This window comes from Virgibacillus halotolerans (genome assembly GCF_016908515.1).
Taxonomy (GTDB): domain Bacteria; phylum Bacillota; class Bacilli; order Bacillales; family Amphibacillaceae; genus Virgibacillus_M; species Virgibacillus_M halotolerans.
Genome location: NZ_JAFBEA010000003.1, coordinates 309,771 through 335,196 on the forward strand (window position 1 = coordinate 309,771; position 25,426 = coordinate 335,196).

The 25,426-nt window shown below is 39.9% G+C and carries 27 protein-coding genes, 1 riboswitch and 2 other annotated features; of the genes, 17 read left to right on the top strand and 10 right to left on the bottom strand.

The genetic code is table 11. The features are described 5' to 3' along the window. The first annotated feature begins 84 nt into the window (after positions 1 to 84). The 3 genes from JOC34_RS10270 to JOC34_RS10280 all read left to right on the top strand — a co-directional run bounded on the left by JOC34_RS10270 (position 85) and on the right by JOC34_RS10280 (position 1,302). Positions 85 to 279, top strand: a complete 195-nt coding sequence (locus JOC34_RS10270) for an SHOCT domain-containing protein (protein WP_205136660.1) — start codon at positions 85 to 87, stop codon at positions 277 to 279. Between the two features lie 113 nt (positions 280 to 392). Then, positions 393 to 995: a TetR/AcrR family transcriptional regulator gene (locus tag JOC34_RS10275; protein WP_205136661.1), complete on the top strand. Its 603-nt coding sequence runs from the start codon at positions 393 to 395 to the stop codon at positions 993 to 995. Positions 996 to 1,143: 148 nt separating this feature from the next. Next, positions 1,144 to 1,302, top strand: coding sequence for a hypothetical protein (locus JOC34_RS10280; RefSeq protein WP_205136662.1), 159 nt, complete (start codon positions 1,144 to 1,146; stop codon positions 1,300 to 1,302). A 630-nt stretch (positions 1,303 to 1,932) separates the two neighbouring features. Here JOC34_RS10280 and trpA read toward each other — a convergent pair. The 6 genes from trpA to trpE form a co-directional block, all read right to left on the bottom strand. Next, positions 1,933 to 2,724 carry a tryptophan synthase subunit alpha gene (gene trpA / locus JOC34_RS10285; protein WP_205136663.1) on the bottom strand — a complete coding sequence of 264 codons (792 nt, stop codon included), beginning with the start codon at positions 2,722 to 2,724 and terminating at the stop codon, positions 1,933 to 1,935. Then, positions 2,717 to 3,922: a tryptophan synthase subunit beta gene (trpB, locus tag JOC34_RS10290; protein ID WP_205136664.1), complete on the bottom strand. Its 1,206-nt coding sequence runs from the start codon at positions 3,920 to 3,922 to the stop codon at positions 2,717 to 2,719. The genes trpA and trpB overlap by 8 nt, the downstream gene beginning before the upstream one ends. Positions 3,923 to 3,927: 5 nt before the next feature. Further along, positions 3,928 to 4,536 (bottom strand): phosphoribosylanthranilate isomerase, encoded by a 609-nt coding sequence (locus JOC34_RS10295; RefSeq protein ID WP_205136665.1) that lies wholly within the window; start codon positions 4,534 to 4,536, stop codon positions 3,928 to 3,930. 2 nt (positions 4,537 to 4,538) lie between these two features. Next, positions 4,539 to 5,324 (bottom strand): indole-3-glycerol phosphate synthase TrpC, encoded by a 786-nt coding sequence (gene trpC, locus JOC34_RS10300; protein WP_205136666.1) that lies wholly within the window; start codon positions 5,322 to 5,324, stop codon positions 4,539 to 4,541. Position 5,325: 1 nt separating this feature from the next. Further along, entirely contained in the window at positions 5,326 to 6,351 is a 1,026-nt protein-coding gene (trpD, locus tag JOC34_RS10305) for an anthranilate phosphoribosyltransferase (RefSeq protein ID WP_205136667.1), read from the bottom strand. A 132-nt stretch (positions 6,352 to 6,483) separates the two neighbouring features. After that, entirely contained in the window at positions 6,484 to 7,869 is a 1,386-nt protein-coding gene (gene trpE, locus JOC34_RS10310) for an anthranilate synthase component I (RefSeq protein ID WP_205136668.1), read from the bottom strand. A 202-nt stretch (positions 7,870 to 8,071) separates the two neighbouring features. Beyond that, positions 8,072 to 8,310: a binding site (T-box leader), on the bottom strand. Positions 8,311 to 8,353: 43 nt separating this feature from the next. Then, positions 8,354 to 8,606, bottom strand: a binding site (T-box leader). 145 nt (positions 8,607 to 8,751) lie between these two features. On the opposite strand from trpE, the gene ddlA reads away from it, so the two are divergent. Next, positions 8,752 to 9,852, top strand: a complete 1,101-nt coding sequence (gene ddlA, locus JOC34_RS10315) for a D-alanine--D-alanine ligase (RefSeq protein WP_205136669.1) — start codon at positions 8,752 to 8,754, stop codon at positions 9,850 to 9,852. Between the two features lie 43 nt (positions 9,853 to 9,895). On the opposite strand, the gene JOC34_RS10320 is transcribed toward ddlA, so the two are convergent. Then, positions 9,896 to 10,456, bottom strand: a complete 561-nt coding sequence (locus JOC34_RS10320) for a nitroreductase family protein (protein ID WP_205136670.1) — start codon at positions 10,454 to 10,456, stop codon at positions 9,896 to 9,898. Positions 10,457 to 10,857: 401 nt separating this feature from the next. Between JOC34_RS10320 and JOC34_RS10325 the strand changes: the two genes are divergently transcribed. The 7 genes from JOC34_RS10325 to JOC34_RS10355 all read left to right on the top strand — a co-directional run bounded on the left by JOC34_RS10325 (position 10,858) and on the right by JOC34_RS10355 (position 16,866). Next, complete coding sequence (locus tag JOC34_RS10325; RefSeq protein WP_205136671.1) at positions 10,858 to 11,895, top strand: PTS sugar transporter subunit IIC; 1,038 nt, start codon at positions 10,858 to 10,860, stop codon at positions 11,893 to 11,895. A 26-nt stretch (positions 11,896 to 11,921) separates the two neighbouring features. Continuing rightward, positions 11,922 to 12,638, top strand: a complete 717-nt coding sequence (locus JOC34_RS10330; RefSeq protein WP_205136672.1) for a metallophosphoesterase — start codon at positions 11,922 to 11,924, stop codon at positions 12,636 to 12,638. Between the two features lie 306 nt (positions 12,639 to 12,944). Next, on the top strand, positions 12,945 to 13,505 hold the full coding sequence (locus tag JOC34_RS10335) for a TetR/AcrR family transcriptional regulator (protein ID WP_205136673.1): 561 nt from the start codon (positions 12,945 to 12,947) through the stop codon (positions 13,503 to 13,505). A gap of 15 nt (positions 13,506 to 13,520) precedes the next feature. Continuing rightward, on the top strand, positions 13,521 to 14,933 hold the full coding sequence (locus JOC34_RS10340; RefSeq protein ID WP_205136840.1) for a DHA2 family efflux MFS transporter permease subunit: 1,413 nt from the start codon (positions 13,521 to 13,523) through the stop codon (positions 14,931 to 14,933). Between the two features lie 31 nt (positions 14,934 to 14,964). Further along, positions 14,965 to 15,402 carry a universal stress protein gene (locus JOC34_RS10345; RefSeq protein WP_205136674.1) on the top strand — a complete coding sequence of 146 codons (438 nt, stop codon included), beginning with the start codon at positions 14,965 to 14,967 and terminating at the stop codon, positions 15,400 to 15,402. Between the two features lie 259 nt (positions 15,403 to 15,661). Beyond that, positions 15,662 to 16,114 (top strand): DUF2269 family protein, encoded by a 453-nt coding sequence (locus JOC34_RS10350; RefSeq protein ID WP_205136675.1) that lies wholly within the window; start codon positions 15,662 to 15,664, stop codon positions 16,112 to 16,114. Between the two features lie 215 nt (positions 16,115 to 16,329). Next, positions 16,330 to 16,866 carry an HD domain-containing protein gene (locus JOC34_RS10355; RefSeq protein ID WP_205136676.1) on the top strand — a complete coding sequence of 179 codons (537 nt, stop codon included), beginning with the start codon at positions 16,330 to 16,332 and terminating at the stop codon, positions 16,864 to 16,866. A gap of 47 nt (positions 16,867 to 16,913) precedes the next feature. Here the strand turns inward: JOC34_RS10355 and JOC34_RS10360 are convergent, their stop codons facing one another. Both JOC34_RS10360 and pepT read right to left on the bottom strand, forming a co-directional pair. Further along, on the bottom strand, positions 16,914 to 17,771 hold the full coding sequence (locus tag JOC34_RS10360; RefSeq protein ID WP_205136677.1) for a M15 family metallopeptidase: 858 nt from the start codon (positions 17,769 to 17,771) through the stop codon (positions 16,914 to 16,916). Positions 17,772 to 17,945: 174 nt separating this feature from the next. Beyond that, positions 17,946 to 19,175: a peptidase T gene (pepT, locus tag JOC34_RS10365; protein ID WP_205136678.1), complete on the bottom strand. Its 1,230-nt coding sequence runs from the start codon at positions 19,173 to 19,175 to the stop codon at positions 17,946 to 17,948. Positions 19,176 to 19,375: 200 nt separating this feature from the next. Between pepT and JOC34_RS21740 the strand changes: the two genes are divergently transcribed. From JOC34_RS21740 to JOC34_RS10390, 5 genes are all read left to right on the top strand, one after another. After that, positions 19,376 to 19,501 carry a GNAT family N-acetyltransferase gene (locus tag JOC34_RS21740; RefSeq protein WP_338062667.1) on the top strand — a complete coding sequence of 42 codons (126 nt, stop codon included), beginning with the start codon at positions 19,376 to 19,378 and terminating at the stop codon, positions 19,499 to 19,501. 75 nt (positions 19,502 to 19,576) lie between these two features. Further along, positions 19,577 to 20,419: a sulfurtransferase gene (locus JOC34_RS10375; protein ID WP_205136679.1), complete on the top strand. Its 843-nt coding sequence runs from the start codon at positions 19,577 to 19,579 to the stop codon at positions 20,417 to 20,419. Then, entirely contained in the window at positions 20,420 to 20,983 is a 564-nt protein-coding gene (locus JOC34_RS10380) for a DNA-3-methyladenine glycosylase I (RefSeq protein WP_205136680.1), read from the top strand. Between the two features lie 131 nt (positions 20,984 to 21,114). Next, a riboswitch (guanidine-I (ykkC/yxkD leader) is annotated at positions 21,115 to 21,212 on the top strand. Between the two features lie 75 nt (positions 21,213 to 21,287). After that, positions 21,288 to 21,629 carry a DMT family transporter gene (locus tag JOC34_RS10385; RefSeq protein WP_205136681.1) on the top strand — a complete coding sequence of 114 codons (342 nt, stop codon included), beginning with the start codon at positions 21,288 to 21,290 and terminating at the stop codon, positions 21,627 to 21,629. Beyond that, complete coding sequence (locus JOC34_RS10390; RefSeq protein ID WP_205136682.1) at positions 21,629 to 21,943, top strand: DMT family transporter; 315 nt, start codon at positions 21,629 to 21,631, stop codon at positions 21,941 to 21,943. The genes JOC34_RS10385 and JOC34_RS10390 overlap by 1 nt, the downstream gene beginning before the upstream one ends. A 262-nt stretch (positions 21,944 to 22,205) precedes the next feature. Here the strand turns inward: JOC34_RS10390 and JOC34_RS10395 are convergent, their stop codons facing one another. Then, entirely contained in the window at positions 22,206 to 24,332 is a 2,127-nt protein-coding gene (locus JOC34_RS10395) for a glycoside hydrolase family 3 N-terminal domain-containing protein (protein WP_205136683.1), read from the bottom strand. Positions 24,333 to 24,498: 166 nt separating this feature from the next. On the opposite strand from JOC34_RS10395, the gene JOC34_RS10400 reads away from it, so the two are divergent. Beyond that, positions 24,499 to 25,398, top strand: a complete 900-nt coding sequence (locus JOC34_RS10400; protein WP_205136684.1) for a helix-turn-helix domain-containing protein — start codon at positions 24,499 to 24,501, stop codon at positions 25,396 to 25,398. Positions 25,399 to 25,426 lie beyond the last annotated feature (28 nt).

Genomic DNA, 25,426 nt, shown 5'->3' on the forward strand with positions numbered 1-25,426 from the left:
TAAAACGCTACAGTTTTTATTTTTTGAAAATCATGATTAAAAACAGTATAAAAAGGTAACTGTAGATAGTAGAGGTGATTACCTATGTTGACGGAGAGCTATGTTCGATTGGTGCTAGGGGTTATTGTTCTGATCGTACTCGTGTGGATCTTAATTCGTTTCAGGGCAAAAAAGAATCCAAAGCCGGATTCATTGGAGATTTTAAGAGAGCGCATGGAAAGAGGAGAAATTACCGAAGCGGAATATGAGGCTGCAAGGAAAAAACGAGAGGGGAAATAAGTTCATGGATTATTCACAAACCCTGTGAGCATTAGGATTGTGAATTGTGTCAAAATGAGATACTATTTATATAGACTAATTGGTCAGTTTGATAATACAAAGTAGGTGCAGACATGGCTCCAAGAATTTCGGACGAGGCAAAAGAAGAAAGAAGGATCACCATATTACAGGCTGCACTGGAATGCTTTTCCGCTAAAGGGTATTATGCATCTACTGTGGATGATATTGTAAGATACTCTAAATTAAGTAAGGGATCGATTTATAATTATTTCAGTGGTAAAGAGGATATTATCATCAGCATACTACAGCATGAAACGAGAAAGTCACGGGAAGCGCTTGTAGCAGAGCTGAAGCAAATAACCAGTCCGCTTGAACAATTAAAGTACTGGATTAATTCGGACATTCCCTACAACTTAAATAAGAAGAAATTAATGCGTGTGCATATTGAATTCTGGTTGTATTCAACCGATTCACCAGATGTACAACACATTTTATCAGATCGTTTTGATGTTACATTCGAAATGATCAAAGAAATTATTGCCGCGGGAAAAAACGCTGGGGAATTTAGACAGGACATTGATCCTGAAAAGGCATCAGCGGTATTCTGGGAGCTGCATGATGGTATTTGGCTGCATGCAACGATCGGCTATAATGAAGATAAAATGGCGGAACGCATTAAGGGAATGGAAGCAACGATGCTAGCCTATTTGACGTAAAAAATAAAAACATAAACAATGAAAATGAACATATAGATATAGAATGTCGTAAAGCAGAACTGGCGCTACTCAGTCCCTTAGAAGTGGGGAAGTAATGCCGAGCCAGATAAACTGACCAGTCATTTTAAAGCGTAAAGGAGTGAATGAAATGAGAAACAAAATGAAAAGCTTATTTAAAAGTAATAAATCAAAATTAACGCTTGGTGAACAAAAAGACAGAGCATACTATTTTCAAAAAAATGAAGAGCAGCTGCAAAGGGAAAAAGTAATGTTAGATTATGCGTACATTCGATCTTTTGCAAGATAAGTAGATATCCAGGTATTTCCCTAACCAGTTACACCTGGATAGGGAATGCCTTTCTATATAGAGTGATTCTTTTCAAGGAATCGGGAGCATGCCCCGGTTCCTTTTTTTCGTTTGATCAATAGTATAAAACGGAGTAAGGTTCAGCGCACATGGCCGAAGATTCAGCGCACCCGGCCGAGGGTTCAGCGCTCCTGGCCGGAGGTTCAGCGCACGTGGCCGTAGGTTCAGCGTTCACGGTCGAAGTTTCGGCGCTCCTGGGCGGAGGTTCAGCGCCCGGCCACAGGTTCAGCGCTCCCGGCCGGAGGTTCAGCGCACATGGCCGAAGGTTCAGCGCTCCCGGCCGAGGGTCCAGCGCACAAGGCCGAAGGTTCAGCGCTCCCGGCCGAGGGTCCAGCGCGCCTGGCCGAAGGTTCAGCGCCCGATCACAGGTTCAGCGCTCCCGGCCGTAGGTTCAGCGCACATGGCCGAAAGTTCGGCGCTCCCGGCCGCAGGTCCAGCGCACATGGCCGAAGGTTCAGCGCCCGGCCGAAGGTTCAGCGCTCCCGGCCGCAGGTCCAGCGCACGCATCCGAATGCTAACCGTTGGAGGCTGTATTCCCCCATCTCGCTCGATATTATCGAAAAAAACTTATTATTGATGCACTTGCTTTTTCAAACTCCCCTTAATCAATGCTGAAACTTCATCTGACGCACCTTCGTGCAGGAGTTTAACAATTTTACTTCCAACAATAACGCCATCACAATGGTTGCTTAGTTCATGTGCTTGTTCAGCATTGGAAACACCAAATCCTGCCAGAACAGGGACTGTGCTATACGATTTCAGCAGTTGCAAATAGTCCTTCACTTCTGATTGATGTGTTGCCCTTACGCCGGTTGTACCAGTGACGGAAACTGCGTAGAGGAAACCTTCTGACCGGCTAGCCAGTTCAGCAAGCCTTTCTTTTGGACTTGTTAGTGCTGCCAGACGAATGAATGCGATCGATTTGTCCTGCAAGACGGCCGCTATCGGTGATTCCTCTTCCATTGGTAAATCTGGAATGATAATACCGTCTACACCGGCTTGTTCGCAGGCAACAGCGAAATGTTCGACCCCATATTTATAAATTGGATTTAAATAAGTCATTAGGATGATTGGAATGGATCGTTTTTCTTTTGATAATTGTAATGTTTCCAGTACTTTCGCTAATGTGGTCCCACCTTCTAAAGCTCTGATTCCAGCTTCTTGGATGATTGGTCCGTCCGCTACTGGATCTGAGAAGGGGATGCCAAGTTCAATGGCTGCTACACCAGCGTCCTGTAAAAATTGGATTCTTTCTTCCAAAATATCCAATCCGCCGTCACCAGCCATAATGTAGGGCACAAATAAATTTTCCCCGGCTTGCTTTTTTTCCTTGAATGAAAGTGCTAAACGTTCTTTACCCATTGTAATTTCCCTCCAGTGCATCTTTTACTTGTTCCACATCTTTATCGCCGCGTCCGGATAAACAAATGACTAACGTTTCGTCTTGTTGCATTTCTTTTGCCAGTTTCATCGCATATGCTACGGCATGTGCGCTTTCTAACGCAGGGATAATCCCTTCTGTTTTGGTTAGAAATTGAAAGGCTTCGAGTGCTTCCTGGTCTGTTATTGAAGTATAGGCTACCCTTGAAGTTACATGAAGATGACTGTGCTCCGGTCCAACTCCTGGGTAATCGAGACCTGCTGAAATAGAGAAGGCTTCTTCGATTTGTCCATCTTGGTCCTGGAGAAGGTGCGTCATCATTCCATGTAAAACACCAACACTGCCATCTGTTAATGCGGCGGCATGGTTATTTGTATCAATGCCGGCACCACCAGCTTCGACCCCATATAACCGAACATTTAAATCTTCAATAAATGAATGAAACATCCCCATTGCATTACTGCCGCCACCTACGCATGCCACGACTGCGTCAGGTAATTTTCCGGTTTGTTCTACGATTTGTTGTTTCGTTTCCTTTCCAATAACGGATTGTAAGTCTCGGACAATTTTAGGGAAAGGGTGTGGGCCAACAACAGATCCGAGAATATAATGTGTATCCTCTACATGACTGACCCAATAACGTAAAGCTTCATTTACGGCATCCTTTAATGTTCCACTGCCTTGGGAAACGCCTTGAACAGTAGCGCCCAATAACTCCATTCGGAAAACATTTAACTTTTGTCGCTCCATATCCTTCTCACCCATGAAAATAATGCAATCCAGTCCCAGTAATGCGCAAACAGTAGCAGTTGCGACACCATGCTGACCAGCGCCCGTTTCTGCAACGACTTTTTTCTTGCCCATTCGTTGGGTTAATAATGCTTGCCCAATCGTATTATTAATTTTGTGGGCACCTGTATGGTTTAAGTCTTCACGCTTTAAATAAATTTGCGGGCCACCAAGTTTTTGTGATAAATGTGCTGCATGGAAAAGTGGTGTTTCCCGACCTACATATTGTTTTAAATAAGTTTCCAATTCGTTTATAAATTGCGGGTCCTTGATTGCTTGCTCATATGCTTCCTCTAATTCTATTAAAGCTGGCATTAATAACTCTGGAACAAATTTACCTCCGAAGTTTCCATATCTTCCTGTAGCATCAGGCATTGTATAGGTTGTCAATAGACTCATCCTTTCGTGTGTTTTGCATTTGTAATAAATGCTCTTATTTTGTTAAAATCCTTTTCCCCGTTTGTTTCTATGCCACTAGAAACATCTACGCCGGCTGGCTGCACGCGTTCGATCGCTTCTTGGATATTTTCTGGTGTAAGTCCGCCGGCAAGTATTACTTTTTTTCGATCAATCGCTAGATCACTTGCTAAATCCCAATCAAATGTGGTTCCATTTCCACCCCGATACTTGCCAATTGGGCTATCCAGTAAATAATAATCACAAGGATAATACTGGATGTTTTTAAGTTTGTTCCGATCAACTGGAAATGCCTTAATCACTTGGTATGGTAGCTGTTCAGCAACAGAGGCAGGTTCATCCCCATGTAGTTGAATAACATCCAGACCAACCTTTTTAGCAATTTTCAGCATGTCTTCGACGGTTTCATTAACAAATACCCCGACTTTTTTGATGTGAAAGGGAAGGGTATTTCCGATACTTGCAGCGGCTTCCGGTGTGATTTGTCGCTTACTAGGGGCAAAGACAAACCCGACGAAGTCTGCCCCTGCTTGAACGGCAACAGCTGCAGCATCAGTCGTTTTAATTCCACATGTTTTCACTAGCAATGTTATTGCACCTCTTTACCTTGTAAAGGCAGGCGTAGATCCTTGAATGTTTCGGGTAAGTCAGTGGATGTCATCAATGTTTCGCCAACTAAAATGGCATCCGCGCCAGCGTTACGTACACGTCTCACATCATCAGCCGTTTTAATACCACTTTCGCTGATAAGGATGGTTTTCGGATCTATCACCATAGAAGAAAGTTTCTCAGTTGTATCTAGATTAACTTCAAAGGTTTTTAAATTACGGTTATTTATTCCAATAATGTCCACATCTAATTGGAGTGCGCGTTCCATTTCTTCCTGATTATGAACTTCACAAAGTACTTCCAGTCCTAATAACCGGGCATAGTAATTCATGTTTTCCAAATCAGCTTGTGGTAAGGCGGCGACGATTAGTAAAATAATCGATGCGCCTGCTGCTTTTGCCTGATCAATTTGTATTGGATCGATGATGAAGTCCTTACATAAGATCGGTAAATCTACCGCTTCTCGAACGGCCTGGAGGTCTTCCATGGAACCATTAAAGAACGGTTTATCCGTTAAAACAGAAATGGCGCTCGCACCTTGTGCTTCATAGATTTTTGCTTGTGTTACTGGATCGACTGTCATATCAATCGCACCCTTTGACGGGGATGAACGCTTAATTTCCGCGATCACATTCATTGTTGACGAGGCTGTCACCTTTTCTTTAAAAGTTGGCGTTTTTTTATACACTTTCGGTCCAAATGTTTGTTGTTTTAATTGAACAATTTCTTTCTGCTTCTCTGCTAAAATTTCATCTAAAATAGTCATCCTATAGCACCTCACTTGGAATTTTTTTACTGTATGCGACTAATTGCTGCAGTCTTTCTAAAGCTGCTCCGGATTGAATGCTCTCTCTAGCTAGATCAATTCCCTCTTTGATGGTTTGGGACGCACCATTGGCGAATATTCCAAGTCCAGCATTAAGGAGGATCGTATCCAAGTATGGACCAACGTTTCCTTTTAACACACGAAGTAAAATGTCTGCATTATCTTTGGCATCTCCACCGCGGATTTGTTCATTTGCGTATACGGGTAATCCAACTTCCTCTGGTGTTAGTGTAAATGCTGTTTGTTTTCCTTCATTGAGTAAGGTGAGATGGTTTTCGCCGGCAAGAGATGCCTCATCCATGGATCCAGCTCCATTGACAACAATGGCCCGACGTCTGCCTAATTTATGAAGTGCGTCTGCCATCATTGGCACCATGTCCTGTCGATAAACACCGAGGAACTGTGAGTCCAGTGGAACAGGGTTTGTCAGCGGTCCGATTGCATTGAAAATTGTTGGTAATCCCAGCTCTTGACGCACTTTCATAAAATGCTTGAGTTTATCATGAACATGTGGTGCAAACAGGAAGGCTATTTTATTTTCCCGCAGTATTTCCTCCATATGTTCTTGTGAAAACGATAAGGAAACACCGAGGTGCTCTAACACGTCTGCACTTCCTGTCTTACTTGAGATACTTCGATTGCCGTGCTTGGCAACTGTAATACCCGCACCAGCAATAACGAAAGCGGATGTGGTACTAATGTTGAAACTGTAAGATTTATCCCCACCAGTTCCACAGTTATCCATCACGTTGGGTAAGGCTAGTGAGGTGAGGGGGGACTGAGAACGAATGACTTCTACAATCCCTGCGATCTCATCCGCGGTTTCTCCTTTTGCACGTAATGCTGTTAAAAAAGCGGCAATTTCTGTATCCGTAATATCTTCAGTAAAGCAATACTTGGTTGCGATTTTCATCTCTTCAATACTTAAATTTTCACGATTCATGAGTTTTTCAAGGTAAATTTTCATTTTGATACACTCCTTTTTTTCTTAATGGCTGTTTTTTCATAGTCTGAGTTTTTGCCACCGCAGTTGATATCTACTACTGATAAAGTATTCTCATTTATATTTTTCTGCAAAAACTTTTAGGAAACAGCTTTTTTAATTTACAAGTTCAACATTGTTCATTTTCATTAAGGCTTTTGCTTTGTGCAGGGTCTCTGCAAATTCCTTAGCGGGAACAGAGTCTTGAACAATTCCAGCACCTGACTGTAAATAGGCATGGTTATCTTTGATGACGAGGGAGCGGATGGCAAGTGCCATATTTAAATCGTGATTGAAATTAATGTAGCCAATTCCGCCGCCATAAACACCACGTTTTGTTTCTTCATAATCATTAATCACCTGCATTGCACGGACTTTCGGTGCTCCAGAGACGGTTCCAGCAGGTAAACAGGCAATCAGTGCATCAATACTGCTGAGATTTTTCTTTAATTTGCCTTGTACCTTTGAAACGATATGCATCACATACTGATATTTTTCTATGACCATGTAAGTCGGAACGGTAAGACTGTCAATTTCACTGACGCGTCCAAGATCCCGTTTACTTAAATCGACCAACATCTTATGCTCAGAAATTTCTTTCTTGTCAGATAGTAAATCATCCATTAGCAGAGTGTCTTCTGCATTTGTTTTGCCGCGTGGTCTTGTTCCAGCGATCGGGTTGGTTACCAATTCATTTCCTGTCGTTTGAATCAAGCTTTCCGGTGATGCGCCTAATACAAGGTAATCCGCAAATTCAATATAAAACATATAGGGAGAGGGATTGGCGTTTCTCAATTTACGATAAAAGGAGAATGGGTCCCCATCAATGGTTGCTTTCATCCGCTGTGATAAAACAATTTGCTGCATATCCCCGCTTTGGATAAGCTGTTTTGCCTGGGTGACCTTCTCCTTGAACTTTTCCTCGGTCATTTCAGGTTGAAAGTCAACATTAGTGAGTTCGTGTTCCGGTTTATTTGGTTCATTTTCCAATTGGCCTGCCAGATTATTTAAACGTTCATCTAGTTCCTGTTCCGATACGTTATCCGGGTTCATAGCAATCAGATAAATGATTTCGTTGGCATGATCAAATACAAATACATTTTTATAAACCATCAAATGAATATCGGGCATGTTTAGTTCATTGGGTAGCGGCTCGCCAATAGCTTCATATTGGCGGGTCGCATCATATCCAACATATCCAATTGCTCCTCCATGGAAGGGGAGGGGAAGGTCCGTATCTATCTTCGGAAGATATTCCTTTATATATTGGAGTGCATCCATTGGAAAGAGATCTGATGTATCTGACTCATGGTAAATAACGGTTGTTTCACTTCCAGTGCTGATAATCTCCTGGTAGGGATCGACACCAATGAATGAGTATTTTCCTTTTTGCTTGTGTTGAAAGGAGCTTTCGAGTAGAAATTTTTTACTCCCGGTGAGTCGTTTGAAAATGCCTATCGGTGTAAGTGTGTCGGCAATTTGTTTGGTAAACTTATAGTTCATTTAGCTTCATCCCTTCTTTTTGTCAATTAGTAAAAAATAAAAAGTTTCTATTGGATAGGTGTAACAAGGTATTAGAAAACTTGGCTTATCGCCAGGTTTTTAATGGCGAAATCCTTAGTTGCACTTATACTGGTTTCCTATAAAAGTTATACTTTTGTATCAGTATAAAAAAATCCTCTATAAATACATGGGAAATGTATTTATAGAGGACGATTGTGACCGCGGTGCCACCTCTGTTGAAAAGATCAAGCAGATCTTTTCATCTTGTTCAGTTACAAAAATAACCTATCCGTGTAACGGCGGAGCACCGTGCTTCCCTACTATAATTTCAGGAAACCTCTCGTAAGGCCATTCGGCTTTTATCCACGTACCGGAATTCCACCTCAACCGGTTCTCTGTGACGCTTCTTGAAAGCTTACTCTTCTTACTCAACGATTTATATATGCAGTTATGTTTCATGGAACACAAAAAAGTCCTCCATCCAGAAAAGGACGAGGAACCGTGGTACCACCTTTATTAGCTAATTAATATCAGCTCACTTTAGCAATATCAAATAATAAGTACTTGATATTCGTCTCGTATAACGATGAGACCTGTTCGCCAAAGCCTACTGATTCATCATGTTCGGTTTGGAAGCTCGGAAGTCCATTCATCCGTTGAATGATACTGGTTTTCACCAACCACCAGTTCTCTGCATTCGTTCAGACCAGATTACTACTCTTCGTCATTGCTAAATTGATTAAGTTATTGTTTCTCATGGTAATGGAATATTTCCACAATGTCAAGGGTTTTTAATAAAATTCATTTTTTGCTGTTAGAAACATGCCCGATTGTGCTATTTTATATATAGGTACTTTAGTGAAAGTGAAGGGAAGAGTAATGATGAAAAAAATAAGAGTTGGTATTATTTTCGGTGGAAAGTCAGCTGAACATGAGGTATCCTTACAGTCAGCTAAAAATATTGTGGATGCTATTGATAAAGATAAATATGAAGTCGTACTAATTGGAATAGATAAAGCAGGGAAGTGGCATTTGAATGAGACCTCTTCGTACTTGCTAAATGCAGATAATCCAAAGTTAATTCAATTGAACAAATCAAACGATCATGTAGCCATTGTTCCTGGAGAAGCAGATAAACAATTGATTCATACGGCAAATGCCAAGCAGCTGGATCAATTGGATGTAGTGTTTCCCATTGTGCATGGTACTTTAGGCGAAGATGGCAGCCTGCAAGGGATGATGAGGATCGCCAATCTTCCATTTGTTGGTCCCAGTGTATTAAGTTCATCTATCTGTATGGATAAAGATATTGCTAAACGTTTGCTAAAGACAGCAGGTATTCGTGTGGCAGAAGGGCTTACCTTTACAAGAGCGAAGAAGGATCTGGTGGATTATGACGAAGCGGTAGAAAAGTTAGGCACGCCGATGTTTATCAAACCGGCGAATCAAGGATCATCTGTTGGTGTTAGCAAGGTATCCACGAAGGAAGAATTTGATAAAGGTATAGAAGCTGCCTTTCAATATGATCATAAAGTTATTATTGAAGAAACGCTTGTTGGGCGTGAGGTTGAATGCTCGGTTTTAGGCAACGAAGATCCAAAAGCTTCATTACCAGGAGAGATCCTTCCGAATACCGCCTTTTATTCTTATGAGTCGAAATATATCGATGAAAAGGGTGCTGAATTAGCGATCCCTGCAGATCTGTCAGAAGCAGAAACAGAGCATATCCAACAAACCGCAATTGCAGCTTTTGAGGCTTTGCAGTGTGAAGGTCTAGCTCGCGTTGACTTTTTCCTAACTAAAGCTGGCGAGGTTTATGTGAACGAAGTTAATACCCTGCCCGGATTTACTAAAATTAGTATGTATCCGAAGCTATGGGAAGTAAGCGGAATGACCTATCCGGATTTAATCAATCGTTTGATTGAATTGGCGATAGAACGACATGAAGCAGTTGATAAGTTAAAAAGTTCGGTCTTGGAATAAAAAAATATCCGTACATGCCATTCATGCATGTACGGATATTTTTTTATCCATTATATCTACTAAACTTCTCAACAACCGGTATTCTTTCTTTTGTGGTTGGTTGTTCGTCGAAATAGCCAAGGTGGAGGAAGCCAACAACCTTTTCGTTGTCTCCAACATGCAGGATTTCTTTTACTTTCGGTTCATACACATGGGGATTTGTCCGCCATACAACACCGAGCTGCTTTTCCCATGCTAAGAGCCAGAAGTTTTGAATCATAGCTGCTGTCGCTCCAAAGTTTTCATCCCACTGTTTTTGCATTTCCGGTTCTTCCATTATAACAACAAGAAATGCGTTCGGTTCATTAAGGAATGCCTCCCGATTTTCTTGTTTTTCTTCTGGATAGGTTGCTGCAACTTTTTTAGCGAAATCAGCTTTTTGTTCTGAATCGATGAAAATGAAACGCCAAGGCTGACGCATACCATGTGTTGGCGCCCATATTGCATCATTCAGTAAATCTAAAACCAGTTCTTCCGTTACTTTTTTATCGTTATAGCCCTTTTTAACCGCACGGCGTTCACGGATAATTTTAGCTAAATTAGTTTGTTGTTTGATTTGTTCCATGTGAGATATCCTCCCTAAAGGTTTACTTCTTACAGATCTATGTTAATTAATTGATAATTGTTATCAATTAAATTGTAGCCTATTACTTGGTGAAAAGCAACTATACATGAAAGTGGGGTCAACGCTTAAGCCAAGCGAGCGAGCGCTGAACCACTGGGCGTGAGCGCTGAACTATTGGGTCTGGGCGCCGGATCATAGGAAGGGAGCGCTGAACCACTGGGTCCGAGCGCTGAACCTTCGAACATGAGCGCCGTACTCCCCCCAACTGAAAGCTGACTTTTTAAATATTATTTTCTACTTGAATTATGTTGCCATTCACGTAATAATAGAGGAAGATTCTGCACCAATAGCAGGAAATTCAATGTTATTCATGTGAATTATTTCACAAATAGGAGGCTGAAATGAAAACGTTTTTACAGAAAAAGGGAGTTTCTCTGTCGATTAGGGAATACCTAATTACTGCATTAAGCTATATGGCTCTCGGTTTGTTCTCCTCTTTAATTATTGGACTTATTATTGAAACACTCGGGGAACAGGTCGTTGTTAATTTCTCACCGGGATTGGCGGAATCATTGATTGAGATGGGTAATTTCGCAATGGATACGAAAATTATGGGTGGGGCAATTGGCGTTGCGATCGCTTACGGCTTAAAAGCACCGCCATTGGTTTTATTTTCAGCTTTATTTGCAGGTGCATTTGGTGCCGAATTAGGAGGTCCAGCTGGTAGTTACATTACAGCATTAATCGCGATTGAATGTGGTAAAGTAGTCTATAAAGAAACGAAGGTTGATATTATTATCACGCCCCTAGTAACCATTGTCGCAGGCTTTATTGTTGGTACATTCATTGGGCCACCTATCAACGCGTTTATGCTTGGTTTTGGCGAAATAATTAACTGGTCAACAGCGCAACAACCACTTATAATGGGGATTTTAGTCGCGGTGCTCATGGGCTTGGCTTTGACAGCTCCGATATCTAGTGCAGCTATTGCGATTATGCTGTCATTAGATGGACTCGCAGCAGGTGCAGCGACAATTGGATGTGCAGCGCAAATGATAGGGTTTGCGGTATCAAGCTATCGGGAAAATGGTTTTGGTGGATTCCTAGCACAGGGAATTGGTACCTCCATGCTTCAAGTTGCTAATATATTAAAAAAACCTATTATTCTTTTACCGCCAACGATTGCTGGTGCCGTTTTAGCCCCGTTCGCCACGGTTTGGTTAGGGTTAACGAATAATGCCTCTGGAGCGGGAATGGGGACGAGTGGACTTGTTGGGCAAATTATGACATTCGAATCGATGGGCTTTTCAATGCAAATATTTTGGTGTATATTGATTTTACATGTAATTGCACCAGCAATCATTAGTTTGGTATTGTCGGAATGGTTCCGAAAAAAAGGCTGGATAAAGTTCGGAGATATGAAAATAGATTATGAGTAACGAGATTCCTGAAAGGAGTGGGCAAAATGCGGACTTTTTTCATCAGTGATATTCATGGAAACTTCTGTGTTTTCAAAAACCTGCTTGACCATGTGGAGTTTGATCCATTAAACGATCAGCTGATAATTGGTGGAGATATGATAAATCGTGGACCAAGAAGTGCTATTGTATTGCAATGGGTAAAAGAACATACAGAGCAATACCCGGATAATGTGCATGTGATAGCAGGAAACCATGAAGAAATGATGATTTGGTTTATGAAAGAACTATCGCCAATTTGGATGGAATTCGGTGGCGATGAGACGATTAAAAACTTCAAAAAGGTTTATGGTGATGAAAATGGCTGGTCTGTAGCGGAACGTTATGCATCATGGTTAGAAACGCTCCCGCTTATTTATGAGGACGAAAATGGTATCTATACCCATGCAGGGATTGATGTTAAAGCGGATAAGATGAATCAACCGCGTGATATCGTTTGGTTAAACAAGCGCGATCTACATCAATTCGATGAGCAGGAGATAGAAGCTTGGAGTAATGGGAAGGTGATCTATCGTGGGCATAACCCTTCTTCCGCAGTTTATTTGGAAAAGCAATTTGTTCACTGTGATCTAGGATGCGGTATGTTTGAGGATACACAAGCTGCTTTAGCGTTAGTGGAAGTAAATCGAAATCGTTATTTTCGGTGCGATATGGACGGTGAGATTTCGGTACATAATATCCAAGGAATGGACTTAGATAGTTAATGATATTATCGAAGAATAAACAAGGGGTTATATTGACTCGATTAGAAATTATTTAATACTATGGCAGAAGGCATTTCATTAATAACGAAAGTTCTTTTATTTTTTTATAAACTAAATTTTTCAACAAAAAGGTGTCATTCCTTGATATGGAATGACACCTTTTGACTTGGAATAACAAGCTACCCTTCATGTGTCTAAAATGTGAACGCACCTTCTACAAGAGAATAAAAAACACTTACATCATAGAAGATTTTTATGATACATTAATAAACAGACCAGTCGGTATGGAGGGGGTGTACCACGGATATGAATTCAAAATCATTGATAATTGACATCGCGACAACGCTTTTCCAGCAAAAAGGATATATAGGTGTAGGACTAAACGAAATTTTAAAAGCATGTAACCTTTCAAAAGGTTCGTTTTATCATCACTTCCCAAATGGAAAAGAAGCATTACTCATCGCTTGCCTTCAGTCAATGGAAGAAGCGATTATGACGGACATCGAGGGAATTTTTGAACGGTATCCGACCACAGAAGAAGCCACAAATGCAATGATTTCAAAACTAATTGTTAACTTTGAAACAGAAGGAACCATTACTGGATACACATTTAGTAGTATCGTTAGTGAAATGGCTTCACTAAGTGATCCAGTTAGAAACGCATGTGCTCAGTTGTATCAAAAAATGCAAGATATTTATTCAAATAAGTTAGTAGAAGATGGATTGTCACAAGATACGGCTAATTCCATTGCACTAATGATGACAGCGTCTATCGAAGGCGGAATGATGCTCTGCTTAACACAAAACGCAACGGCACCACTTAGCGTAATAGCTAAAAATTTATCATATATTTTAAAGGAGTTTTAACAAGTGAATGAGGCAATGAAAGCAGGGCATGAACTTAAAGCAATAAAAACAGGTCCCATCATGGCAGCACTTTTAGTAGCTGGTTTTGTTGGGCTTTTTAGTGAAACGGCGTTAAATATCGCCTTTGTAGAATTAAGTCAAATCTTCAATATTAATTCTACGACGGTTCAATGGTTAGCAACAGGTTATTTTTTAACATTAGGTATTTTGGTGCCAGTAACAGGGATTTTGATGCAAAAGTTTACCACAAGGCAAATGTTTATTACATCGGTTTCCCTATCCATTATTGGAACAATCATGGCTGCAGTTGCACCTGTATTTAGTGTGCTACTTGCGGCGCGCATTATTCAGGCAGCAGGATTAGCAATTAATTTACCTTTAACGCAAAATGTTATTTTTACCATCTTCCCACCGAATAAACGAGGTGGCGCTATGGGGGTTATGGGCTTAGTTATGCTAGCCGGTCCAGCACTAGGTCCAACATTGGCTGGGCTTATTCTAGATACACTATCATGGCACTGGATTTTCTGGGTTACCATACCATTCTTACTGTTTTCTCTTATTTTCGGCTTCGCTTATTTAGCGAATGTTAATGAAATACGTAAGGTTTCGGTTGATGCATTATCTGTTATACTTTCGACGATTGGATTCGGTGGTATTGTTTACGGCGTAAGTACAGCTGGAAGTGCTGGTTGGACAAGTTCAATTGTTATTGGAACCATTATCATTGGATTTATAGCACTCATTATTTTTGCAGTTCGTCAAACGAAAATGGAGAATCCAATGCTGAATCTAAAAGCATTTAATTACCCACTTTTCATCCTTGGAGTCATTATGAGTTTTATTACGTTCTTTAATATGTTGTCAATGCTTGTCATTTTACCAATGTATATGCAAATGGCGTTAATGATTGCTGCTTTTACAACAGGTCTGATCCTGCTGCCAGGTAGCTTACTTAATTGTATATTAGCTCCAATAATTGGTCGTTTATTTGACAAATATGGTCCAAAAGCAGTGATTACACCTGGAACTATTTTAGTGGCCATTGGCTATTTAGTATATGCACAATTGGGTACAGACACAGCTTTATGGTTAATTGTTTTAAATCACGTCGTCATGATGTTGGGTATAGGTGCGGTGCTCGCTTCTGTACAAACAAACACGTTAAATTCTCTACCGAAACGATACTATCCAGATGGAATTGCTATAACACAAACAATCCAACAAGTAGCTGGTGCTATTGGGATTGCGGTAATGGTATCGGTATTAGCTGCAAAACAGAATAGTTATTTAACGACTGTTGCGAATGAACCGGCGGTGGCAGCGGCAATGGGAACTACACTGGTATTTCAAATCGGTTTAGGGTTAGCCTTGATTAATGTTGTACTGTCTTTATTCATGAAAAAGCCTGATCTAAAAATAAAATAAACGAAAAAATATTAGATGGAGATGATGTCGGATGGCTAACCACTATAAAAATATTTTAGTAGCTGTAGACGGTTCTAAAGAAGCTGAATATGCATTTCGCAAGTCAATTGATGTTGCAAAACGGAATGAAGGTTCTATCATAAATATCGTGAACGTTATTGATACCCGTTCATTCGAAGCTTATGACCGTTCTATTTTTGGACGCGCACAGAAGCGATCAGAGGAACTTTTAAATAACTACAAAGCTAAAGCAGAGGCGGATGGTGTAGAAAACGTAGAGATGAGAATTGAATACGGTTCTCCTAAAAGTATGATTACAAAAGATCTTGCTAACATAGTCGAGGCTGATTTAATTATCTGTGGTGCTACGGGAATAAATGCTGTTGAGCGTTTCTTAATTGGCTCCGTATCTGAAGCAATCGTACGATCAGCTAAATGTGATGTTTTAGTTATCCGAACGCCTGAGTAAATGTACCATCCTTCATTAGACTGGAGAGGATTTTTTTTATCAGTGATGAGGGCAATTCGCTTACATGCTCTTATCTGCTATTCAACTTGGGGTGCATTTTCTTAAATGGAATGCACCCTTACTTTAGTAAAAAAGAATGGAAATCTATGTGACATTTGTTGAAAAATCGTTCAGTAACAGTAAGGTCATATGTAGTTATCTAAAAGCAGTGTATGGTATGCTATAAAAGGTAAATGATCTTATAGTTAGGAGTACATCCATGGTACTTTATAATCTGCTCTTATTCATTCATATCCTTTCCGCAATATTGGGAGTTGGTCCCGGGTTCATTCTCATTACCGTGGTTACGAAAGCTGCAACAATGACAGAGCTAAGGCATGCGTTTCATATTCGTAATCGGATCCATGTATTGGTGATGGTTGGCGGAGCTTTACTATTAACTTCTGGTTTGGGGATGGGCTTACTGAGGCCTTATTTGTTTTCACAAGGATGGTATGTTTTGAGTTTGCTTCTATTTATGATTGCACTGGCATTGGGTCCAACCATATTGGCTAAAAAATCCGCTCCAATAAAGCTTTTGTTAAAAGAGCATCAAGGGGAAGGTATTCCGGAAGCATATAACGTGTTAGCAAGAAGACTATTTTTCTATGAACGTATTGAACTGGCGATCCTTTTCATTGTAATCGTATTAATGATTTTAAAACCTTTTTAGGCAGATAGGAAAGTATAAATCTTTCCTGCTGCATAAGGATAACGAAAGTACCCGTCAATAAAGGTTATGCAAAGAATGAGCGTACTGGCTTCTAGCTGGTGCGCTCATTCTTTCGTTTAGTTAAAAAAAAGCGTATAAGAAAATAAAGATTGTGATTTGATTATTAAAGTGTTATAATTGTGGGTAATCTAAAAAAAGGGAAGGAGAGACCGCAATTGAGAAATGTAACGTTAGAACAAGTTTTCATGCACCCAATCACACAAAAGTATTTACAACGTTCAGGTATTGCGCACGCTGTTGCAGTGGCAGAATATGCTTATATTTTTGCGAAACGATTTAAGGTGAATCCTGATCACGCGACAAAAGCAGCACTATTGCACGATATTGGACACTATACCTGGTATCGCGATGGAGAATGGGATTATGACCTATATAAGGAAAATGATATCCATGCCATTAAAGGTGCAAGTCGAGCACATAAATTGCTCATCCGTATTGGTGAAGATCGGCACGCGGCTAAACAAATTGCTGTGGCGATTTTATTGCACACAGATTCTTATTTACCAGAAGGGGAGCTTGAATTAAAACCATTACAACAGGTGGTCCATCTTGCAGACGAAGCGGATGAAGAAACAGGCGGAAATCATCATTACAAAACAATTGAAGCGCATGTGGCTTTAGAACGAATTCGCGCTTTAGACACGCAAATTGAAAAAGAAACCAGCCCTGAGCCTGTAAGGGAAATCATATAATGCAAAATAAAACACCCTGCTCATCATGAACAGGATGTTTGGACGGTTTACTTTACACCTAGATATTCTTCCAGTGTTATTCCTTCAGACATTATTTCCTTTGCAGCTTTCTTCCCAACATATCTTATATGCCAGGGCTCGTATTGGTATTCTGTGATGTCTTCTTTTTCCTCAGGATAACGAATGATGAACCCGTAATCGGCAGCATGTTTTGCAAGCCACTTACCTTCTTTTGTATCACCAAATTCAATCTCTAATCCATAATTAACTTCAGGACTTGTAACATCCATCACTAATCCTGTTTGGTGTTCACTTTCACCAGGACGGGCACTATAGTTATTTGCAGCCTTTTCGCCGTTCTTTTCCACATTAGCTGCGAAAATGGCATCTTGTCGTTCATAGGATCGATAGCCAGATTGAGCAAAAAGATCAAGTTTTTCACTATCAGCCTCTGCGAACATTTTCTCTAGTGCTTTCGCTGCTTCCTTACGCATTTGTTTTTTTGGCAAATCCTCTGTGAATGGGAAACGCACATCCGGAAAAACTAAATCAGCGGGTTCATAGTCATCAGGCAAAGCATGTGCTTTGTTTACTAAGACTAAAATATCATTTGGATCTTCTGCAATCTTTGAACCAGCCTCGGTTACCTTGCCTTTATCTTTGTCTTTGGCTTTGTCTGATTTATTTTTACCCTTCTCATCTTTTTTATCAGCTTTGTCGGAGTTATCCTCCTTTTCCTTTTCTTTCTCCGTGTTATTTCTTTTCTCTATGTCTTGCTTCTCATTTACGCTCGTATGATTGTCTTCATTTTCTGTTGCCTTTTCCTGAGAATTATCGTCCGCAGAACAAGCGGCTAGCAATAATCCAGTTATGATTAGAAAAGGGATCAGTTTTAATTGTTGCAAAAGTAACGCTCCTTTGTGAAAAAATTAGAAAACATAGCTTCTCGCTAAACTGCGATAAAATTAAGCCATCTAGTATTATAGCATTTTATAGTGTAATTTTGGTTAGTAATGTCATGAAAAAAGCAAAGATCAGCACCAATGGGGATGCTGATCTTTTAATGTTAGCTTTGATCCTTATTTCTCTGCAGATAACCTGCAAATCTCAATAATGACATTGGTAGCCTTTTCCATATTATCAACAGAAATATATTCAAATTTTCCATGGAAATTTTCTCCGCCAGTAAACAGGTTCGGTGTAGGTAAACCCATATAGGAGAGTTGCGAGCCATCTGTACCACCGCGAACGGGTTGAACGATCGGTTTGATATCTAGGTTCGTCATCGCTTGATGGGCAATATCAACAATTTCTTTGACAGGTTCAATCTTCTCGCGCATGTTGTAATATTGATCCTTCAGCTCTAATTGGATACTGTCTTCTCCATATTTCTGTTTCATTTCTTTTACAAAATTTTCCACGGTAGCTTTGCGTGTTTCGAATGTCTTTTTATCAAAGTCCCGAATAATATAGGAAACTACTGTGTTTTCCACATCGCCATTGACGGAGATGAGGTGGTAAAATCCTTCATATTTGTCTGTGTGTTCAGGAGACTCTGCTTGCGGAAATTTATTGATGAATTCGGCAGCGATTTTTCCTGCGTTCACCATTTTATTTTTCGCGGTCCCTGGATGTACACTGTTTCCGATAAAGGTCACTTTCGCTGCGGCGGCATTAAAGCTTTCATATTGCAATTCGCCAAGTGGGCCACCATCAACTGTGTAAGCATGGGCAGCATCAAAGCGTTCTACATCAAACTTATGTGGTCCACGACCAATTTCTTCGTCAGGGGTAAACGCAACACGAACCCTACCATGTTTTACTTCAGGATGTTTGATTAAATAATCCATCGCTGTCATGATTTCTGCAATTCCCGCTTTGTTGTCGGCACCAAGCAATGTTGTTCCATCTGTGGTGATGAGGGTATGACCTTTATAACTTGGCAGCTCCGGGAATTCTTTACTGGATAAAACGACATTTAATTCTTGATTCAGTGTCAGATCATTCCCATCGAAAATTTCGATGATTTGTGGATTTACATTTTTTCCAGTGAAGTCTGTTGCTGTATCGATATGTGCCAGGAAGCCAATGGTTGGAACGTCTCCATCTGTGTTGGCAGGCAGTGTCGCCATTACATATCCGAAATCATCGACGAATACATCAACCATACCAATTTCTTTTAGCTCGTCGACTAATAACTTTGCCAGTTCAATTTGTCCTGGGGTAGAAGGGGTTGTTTCGTTATTTTCATTGGATTGCGTGTCCATTTTTACATATGTCGTAAACCGTTCAATAATATCCTGTTTCATGCAGTACCATCTCCTTTATCATATTTTACCATATAATATATTTTAATCCGAAACATTTAAACAAAGGAAAATGGTGCTAATTGTCGAATAGATTACGTATAAGGAGTATTATAAATGATTAGATAGGCAGAGTACCGGGACGTAGCGCTTCTATTGTCATTGGCATACGATCTGGCCATCGTGGATCGTGGATAGGAACAATTTTATTTCAAAGTCTTGAGCGCTGGGCTTTTAAAAGTGGGTTACATCGATTAGAATTAACAGTAATTACAGAAAACATTGCTGGGATAAAATTGTATGAAAAAGCAGGCTTTGAATACGAATGATAAAAAGAGATTCATTATATATTGCAGGGGAATTTAAGGATGAATATATACGAGTAAAATGATGGAGGGTTAAACATGACACATTTAATTAGCGTCAATCGTTTGAAGAACCGCCTGGAGAATAAGCAGCATAACACAATAATCATTGATGTCCGTTTTCAATTGGATGATCCTGATGCAGGACGTAAGGCATATTTAGAAAATCATCTTCCTGGCGCCGTTTATCTCGATTTAAATAAGGATTTATCTGGTAAAAAGGCAAAGCATGGCGGAAATCATCCATTACCAGATAGGGAGCTGTTCGCTAAAAAGATAGGCCATCTTGGCATTGATTATGATTCAACCGTTGTTATTTATGATAAAAATAATGATATGTTTGCTGCACGCTTATGGTGGCTGCTTGATTATATGGGGCTTGAAAAGGTATATATCTTAGATGGTGGCTATGATCAGTGGGTCAAAGCGGGGAACGAAGTTACTGATGAGGTTCCAATGCTTGAAGAAAAAGCGTTTGAACCGGCTTATCGTGAAAATCACATTGCCGATATGGATGAAGTGAAAGAAAAGTTGGTAAATCAGACCGCTATTTTAATTGATTCCAGGGCCAGGGACCGATATTTGGGTAAAACGGAGCCATTATATGCAAAAGCTGGGCATATTCCGGGCGCAAAGAATTTCTTTTGGCAGGATGTTTTAAACGGGGAAGGTCTTTGGAAGAAAGAAGACGCACTTGAAAGCCATTTTGCATCATTACCTAAAGATAAGGAAATTATTGTATCGTGTGGATCTGGCGTGTCAGCGTGCCCCAATGTACTCGCATTGAAAACAGCAGGCTATGAAAATGTAAAACTATATCCAGGTAGTTACAGTGACTGGATTTCTTATGAGGAAAATAAAGTAGAAAAGCGGGAAGAATAAATGGATAGAAATCGTTGTGAATGGGTAACGACAGAAGCAATTTACATGGAATATCATGATCAAGAATGGGGCGTTCCAACCCATGATGATCGCGACTTATTTGAGATGCTTTCACTAGAAGGGGCGCAAGCAGGTTTAAGTTGGCTTACGATTTTGAAACGGCGGGATAATTACCGGGAAGCATTTGACCATTTTGATCCTAAAATGATAAGTAAGTATGGCGAGGATAAAATAAGTGAACTACTGGAAAATGCCGGGATCATCCGAAATAAGCTTAAAGTGCGTTCCGTTATAACAAATGCACAAGCCTTTTTACAGGTCCAGCAGGAATTTGACAGTTTTGACGCCTATATTTGGCAATTTGTAAACGGGGAACCGATTGTAAATGACTGGACAATACATGATGAAGTGCCTGCTAAAACACAAGAATCGGAGCGGATGAGCAAGGATCTAAAAAAACGCGGCTTTAAATTTGTTGGTCCAACGATATGCTATGCATTCATGCAAGCGACGGGGATGGTCAACGATCATACAAAGGACTGTTTTAAATACCATAAAAGGTAGCGAAAAAAGGTATTCCTAATGTTCATTTGATAGGCAATATGAGAATATTACATCCAAATGTAAATAACATCTCACGCCACTAATCTTGAATAATGTCTAAATATGTGTATAATTTAAGGTAATTGTATAGGATAAATGTTTTCTAGGGTTCCGTAACAAGTATGTTAGTCTGGTCCGAGAGAAAACTCACAGCTCAGCTGTGTCACGGAAGGATAAAAGCCTGGGAGAAACTGTTTTTTAACAGTTGTCTCTCGGGTTTTTTGTTTTTTTTATGGGAAATAATAAAATCGGAGGTGCTATGAGAATGAATACAGAATGGATAAAAGTAGTGATTGCTGCTTTTTTTGAAGTTTTTTGGGTGATTGGATTAAAACATGCTGATAACCTTTGGGCTTGGATTGGGACAATGATTGCTATCATTATTAGTTTTTATCTAATGATTATGGCTGGAAAAAAATTACCGGTTGGAACCGTCTATGCAGTTTTTGTAGGGTTAGGTACAGCCGGAACAGTTTTTTCCGACTTCGTATTTTTTGGCGAACCATTTCAAATAGCAAAAGTCTTTTTGATTTTGGTCTTATTGGCAGGGGTAATTGGTTTGAAATTAGTTACGAAGGACACCGATAAAGAAGGAGTGGAGTCTTAATGGCGTGGGGTTCTTTAGTCGTAGCAGGTTTATTTGAAATGTTCGGCGTTGCAATGATAAATAAACTGCATAGAGATCAAAGTTGGCAGTCACTGGTACTGCTAATTCTTGGATTTGGTGCAAGTTTTGTTTTTCTTGCATATGCAATGGAAACATTACCCATGGGGACCGCATATGCAGTGTGGACAGGAATAGGGGCATCTGGCGGAGCGATATTAGGAATGATTTTGTATGGTGAATCAAAAGATTGGAAAAGAATCATTTTTATTGTCATGGTATTAGGAGCAGCTATTGGTTTAAAGCTAGTCTCATAAAGAAGATTTGGTTCAGATGGAGTTTCGACGCACAGGACGGCTAATGCAAATGTTTTCGATGGGACGAACCCGTGGTGCAGCTCCAGAACGTCACGAGCTTAGTTTGCTTATCTAAAAAATGTCAGCCTCCCCCTCACTGGAAAGTAATGGGGGACTGACACCTTAAATAAACAAGCAATTTTTTTAGCAGGTAAGAAAGTATAACTACTTTCTTACTGCACAAGTGCAACTAAGGCATGGCGTATGCCAAGTTTTCTAACAATTATTCGTAAGCTAGTCCATGACCTAGTTTATAGGTATTACCATTGCTGTCTTTATACGCATAGCTAAGTCCTTTAGGCATATACTTGTCCTTGTCATAGCCTGGTACATCATTTCTAGACACACAATCACCATTTTGATAAACCGCAATGACGTCCTCACTCGCCGGTAATGTTAATGGTAAAACACCGACTGGTTGGCTATTGCCTGCGATAACTTCAAACTGCGCATTATAGAAGGTATCATATCCAGCAACCAATGCATCTGCTAATGGTTCCACGCTTCCAAGTATCCATGGTAATGTCACATTCACACTGATAACCACTTTTCCACCACGCTTATGAATGTTGTCTGCCACTTCTTTTAAATGGTCCAGGCCAGTTAAAGTTGTTTCTTGATACAATGAACCATCCAGCGCTGATACCACTTTATCCTCACAGATATCAAGTTCCAAAAGTCCTTGTGTCGCATTGAAATAGGATCCAGATTTTGGATGTAAGAACATAACCGCTACGTCAGCTTCTTCATAATTATCAGTCAACGTAAATTGACCAAGTTCGAGACACTCTTTTCTTGCCTTTTCAGTGTAAGTTGTTGCTCGTTCCGTTTCCTTGTGTAATACTTCTACGTAAACCTTTTTATGATGAAGCTTTTCAGCTGTTAATGGTAATGTCTGACTTTGATTTTTAAGTACGGTTACAGATTTTTTATGTGCTTCGTAAGCCGCATCCCAATTCGCTTGATTACGCACTACGGATGTGGCCAATTCCGGTGAATTATACGTACGATCATCGAATAGACCTAGCGTAAACATTTCTGTAAGGAGTCTTACATTCGCTTCATTTATACGTTTTTCACTAATCCAACCTTTGCTGACCGCTAATTTAAGATTTTCTATATCACCTGTATCAGCAACAATATCTGTCCCAGCGTTAACCGCTTTCGCAAAACGTTCAGCCACACTTAAGGCTTCTACTCCCCAACTCATATTATTCACAATGCCACTGTCACTATTTATATAGCCTTTAAATCCAAGTTTTTCTCTGAGAATATGACTAATGAAATAATGATTAAATGTGAATCCAACTTCTTCGAATGGAATGTCTTCACCCTCAAACTCTTGTACTACACTCTTCTTGATACTAGGGATGGAATAATATGGCATGATGGATGATGTACCATGTTCTACCGCTGCTCTAAATGGAGGTAAGTGATACTTTTCCAAACTTCCCGGAGTTGGGTAAAGATTCCACTTTCCTTCTACATAATGGGGATCAAACCCATTTTCTCTTGCCCCGCCACCTGGAAAATGCTTCGTCGTCATCGCAATACTATCTTTCCCTAGTTCCTCACCTTGGAATCCATCGATAAGGCGACCAATTGCATCGGAAATAAATTCCGGATCTTCTCCAAATGTGCCATACGTCCGTTGCCATCTCGGGTCTGTAACAGTATCCGCCATATACATATAACCTTTTCTTATACCAGTAGCATTCCATTCTTCGTGAGCGATTTTAGCAAATTCGCTAATCAGTGATGCATCACCACCGTTTTTAATATCCCCCTGTGCAGCCGCTGCGAGTCCTAAAGTTCCAGGCCATGTGGAAAAAATCCCGCCCGCATCATTCATACCAAATATAGGTTCTGCATTTTCATTTCTTGAATTAGACGTTACGATGACTGGGATACCTAAACGCGTTCCTTCGGCCACTTCATTTAATTTATTAATCCATTTTGCCATTTCAGCTGGGCTAAAGTTGTCTCTTAAAATAAAATGTCTTAAATTCCTTTTCTCAATCGTATGTGTTGATCCATATATTTTTGAAGCAGCGAATATATTTTCACCTTTTTCCACAATAGCTTCATCTAATATACCGTCATGACTTGTCTTTTCCTTATCCTTCTGGTTAAGTCCCATTTGACGTGAATTAATGAGCATCATACCAATTTTCTCATCGATATTCATTAATGATACTAAGTTTTCTGCACGTTCTCTTGGACTCAAACGCCAATCCTCATAAGGGTCTAGCTTCCCATCGTTATTTAAATCTTTAAATTCTAATCCATCTACCTCAATAATATTCTTGGCTCTAACCTCTAAATCTGGTTGTGTATGGTTGAATTCCACTTTTGCGCCTCCTCATTTTTAACATTACTAAAATTATTTAATTTGGTATCAGGGTCACATATACCCTATAAGTAGTTACAGTGTTATAATAACAACAAAAGACCTAAAATAAATAGCGAATATTGCTAAGAAGATTGTAAATGTTGCTATATGGGGAGGGGTACTGGTGCAGCAATCAAAATTTATGCCGGTTACACATCAGGATTTTGAAATATATGATTGGAGCCAAAAAAATCAATCACATGATTGGGAAAAAGAAAATACAATAAATTCCCCCGAAATAGCATCTTTATTCCGGTTGCATAGTCACGATGTGATGGAGGTTCTCGTATTTTTGGGTGGGGAATGTGACTTTTTTTGCGAGGGAAAGACCTATTCCCTAAGGAGAGGGGATGTTGTCGTAATTCCTCCTTATGCGGTCCATCAAGCTATTGTTAAGGATTTCGACAACTATGAGCGTATCATGTTTACTGTTAGTGAGCGTTTAATGGCAGATTTTTTGTCTAGTTCACCATCCATGAAGGAGAATAGTGTATATCAAAAGACACAAGGTTCTTACGTGTTAAATATGCATTCCAACAACCTCGAAGATATACTCTCCTTACTTCACGAAATAACAAAGCAAAGAAAAAATGGCAAAAGAAATGACTCCTTTACATTACAATACCTATTATTTCAAGTACTTCAAGCCATCTTTAATCCTGCTAGCAGTATGCCAAACCTTAGTGGTACGAATGAACTGGATCAAAGATTAATTTCTATCATAGCATTCATTGAATCTCATTTGACGGAATCGGATTTGAGTTTAGACAAAGTATCCAATCACTTTCATTTAAATAAATACTATTTTTCCCATTACTTCAAGCAGTATATGAGCTTACCATTTTATCGTTATGTCTCATTAAAACGACTGGCTACTGCGGTTACGATGATTAAACAAAATCAGGTCTCCATCGAGGAAATTGCCATACAATGTGGCTTTCCTGATTATTCGAGTTTTTATAGGCTATTTAAAAAGGAATACAATCTTTCTCCAAAAAATTTTCAGAAGGAATATAAAAAATAAGATGGGCGATGGCAAGGCACTTGGAGCG